Genomic DNA, 479 nt, shown 5'->3' with positions numbered 1-479 from the left:
GGGTAAAGCAGCCGATGCGACTCAAGAAGCTGCCGACAAATTGAAAGACGCTGCTAAATAAGCTGGTGTTTGATATTTGAAAAGGCCGTCTGAAATGTTCAGACGGCCTTTTTATATCGGCAGATTATTTTTTCTCTTGCTGACGCGTGTACACCAAAGAAGTCAGGATGGACGCGCCCAGTGCGCCGAAGACGACGGACAGGGAAATGGAAATCGGGATATGTACCCAGTGCATAATCAGCATCTTGATACCGATAAAGCTCAACACGAAAGCCAAGCCGTATTTGAGGAAAATAAAGCGTTCGGCAAAGTCTGCCAGTAAGAAGTACATGGCACGCAGGCACAAAATGGCAAAAATGTTGGAAGTGAGGACGATGAAAGGGTCAGTGGTTACGGCGAAAATAGCAGGGATGCTGTCCACGGCGAAGATGATGTCGCTCAATTCGATCATAATCAATACCAGCAAAAGCGGCTTAGCG

1 protein-coding gene is annotated in these 479 nt (G+C 47.2%); it reads right to left on the bottom strand.

What is annotated here, in order from left to right; genetic code table 11:
- Positions 1–124: 124 nt before the first annotated feature.
- Positions 125–479: TerC family protein (locus ACTHUR_RS19665; RefSeq protein ID WP_440400475.1), on the bottom strand; the 355-nt coding region annotated here is incomplete at its 5' end.

The sequence above is a fragment of the Neisseria sp. P0021.S007 genome (genome assembly GCF_051956855.1).
Note: the sequence above shows the minus strand (reverse complement) of the source record. Positions and strands in the feature narration are given on the sequence as shown.